This window comes from Arthrobacter sp. JCM 19049 (assembly GCF_001310435.1).
Map to the genome: position 1 here is coordinate 1 of NZ_BAXF01000409.1, position 1968 is coordinate 1968.

General features: G+C 67.9%; 1 tRNA gene and 2 pseudogenes. 1 reads left to right on the forward strand and 2 read right to left on the reverse strand.

Going from position 1 to position 1968, the window contains the following annotated elements:
- Nucleotides 1-116: 116 nt before the first annotated feature.
- Nucleotides 117-1211 (forward strand): annotated as a pseudogene (locus tag JCM19049_RS12770) (alanine--glyoxylate aminotransferase family protein).
- Nucleotides 1212-1393: 182 nt separating this feature from the next.
- On the opposite strand, the gene JCM19049_RS12775 reads toward JCM19049_RS12770, so the two are convergent.
- A tRNA-Asn gene (locus JCM19049_RS12775) sits at nucleotides 1394-1466 on the reverse strand.
- A 54-nt stretch (nucleotides 1467-1520) separates the two neighbouring features.
- Nucleotides 1521-1968 (reverse strand): annotated as a pseudogene (locus JCM19049_RS12780) (DNA primase); the annotation flags it as partial.

Genomic DNA, 1968 nt, shown 5'->3' on the forward strand with positions numbered 1-1968 from the left:
GGTGGCGGCCCGGCGCGGTGCTGCCGGCAGCCGGGTGTGAGCTAGCTTTCACTTCGCCCCCACTTCCGCCTAGGGTGGAACCAGGTGCGCCAACCCCTCGACGAAAGTGAGCAATTATGAGCAACCTGGTTCCCGTCCGCCACCTGTTCGGTCCCGGCCCGTGCAACCCCTATCCGGAGGCCACCGCCGCCCTGGGGCTTCCGCTGCTGGGTCACCTGGACCCGCTGTTCATCGAGCGCATGGACCGGGTGTGCGACGGGCTGCGCACCCTGTGGGGAACCGGGAACCGGCGCACCCTGCCGTTGAGCGCCACCGGCTCGGCCGGCATGGAGCTGCGTTCGTGAACACCATCCGCCCCGGGGATGTTGCGGTGATCGCGGTCAACGGCTTGTTCGGGGAACGCATGTGCGAGGTCGCCGCCCGGGTGGGCGCCGAGGTGGTGCGCGTGGATCACGAGTACGGCACCCCGGTGGACGCCCAGCGGGTTGCCGATGCGCATCCGAACCCGGCGGTGATTGCCGCGGTGCACGCGGAAACCAGCACCGGGGTGGTCTCGGACATCGCCGCCCTGGGCGCGATCAAGGGCGATGCCCTGCTGATCACCGACGCGGTCACCTCCATCGGCGGCATGCCGGTGCTGGCCGATGAGTGGGGCATCGACATCGGCTACGCCGGATCGCAGAAGTGCATTGGCGTGGCCCCGGGCCTGGCCCCGTTCACCATTTCCGAGCGCGCCTTCGAGCGCCGGGTGGAACGCCCGCAGTCCTGGTACCTGGATCTGGGGCTGCTGGGCGGCTACACCACCGGGTCCACCGGCGGTGGGCGCACCTACCACCACACCGCCCCGGTGGCGATGGTCGCCTCCCTGGAGGCCGGCATCAACCGCATCCTGGAAGAGGGCCTGGATGCGGTCACCCGCCGCCACCAGGAGGCGGGCACTGCGCTGCAAGACGGGATCCAGGAGATGGGCCTGGAATTGTTTGCCGCCCAGGGCCACCGCCTGCCGCAGCTGACCAGCGTGAAGGTTCCCCAGACCGTGGATTCGGCGCGGGTGCGCAAGTACCTGCTGGAGCGCTTCAACATCGAAATCGGCGCCGGGTGGGCAAGTACGCCGACTCGGTGTGGCGCATCGGCTGATGGGCCCGAACGCGAACCCGGGCTCGGTGGCGCTGCTGCTGGCGGCCCTGCGCGAAGCCATCGACAAGGCCTAGCCACTTCCCCCCTCCTGGCGGCGCCGGTCCGGACCCCTTCCCGGGTCCGGACCGGGCGCTTGTTCTGTGGGCGGGGCCTTTTTGGGGGAGAACTTTCGGATCACCGGTCCTCGATGGGGTCGTCCAAGGGATGCCCGGGCATGGAAAAGGTCCCGGATCCATGGGATCCGGGACCTTGTGAGCTCCTCCAGTTGGACTTGAACCAACAACCCTTCGATTAACAGTCGAATGCTCTGCCTATTGAGCTATGGAGGATTGCAACGAGATTTAACTTTACCCGAGCGGATTCGAAAAGCCAAAATCGGCCACTCAGTTCCCGCGCAGGATCCTTCGCCGCATCTCCAGCTCCATCAACTCGCGGTTGATCTGGCTGTATTCCTCGCCCTGCGGGTCCAGCTCGGCCCGTTGCAGCCGGCCGATGAGCTCCGCCTTGCGGTGTGTGATTTGCAGCTCAATCAGCCCGTTGATGATGTCCGTGCAGTAGCGGGCCAGGCTGTCCTCATCGGAGGCCGGGATCGAGGTCACCGCGATCTCGGAGACCAGGGAGCGCAGCTGCTCGGGCACCTCGTCACGGATGACCTGCACCCAGGCGCTGGCCGAGGCCCGGCGGAGCTGGCCGCGACGATCCCCGAATGCACCGCGGCGTGGGCCGGGCCATGAGCGGGCCTCGTAGAAGGCCTGCCACTGCTCGTTGCCCAGCCGCCCGGGCTGCTGGATCACCACCTCCAGGGCCTGGCGTTCCAGGCGCACCACCGGG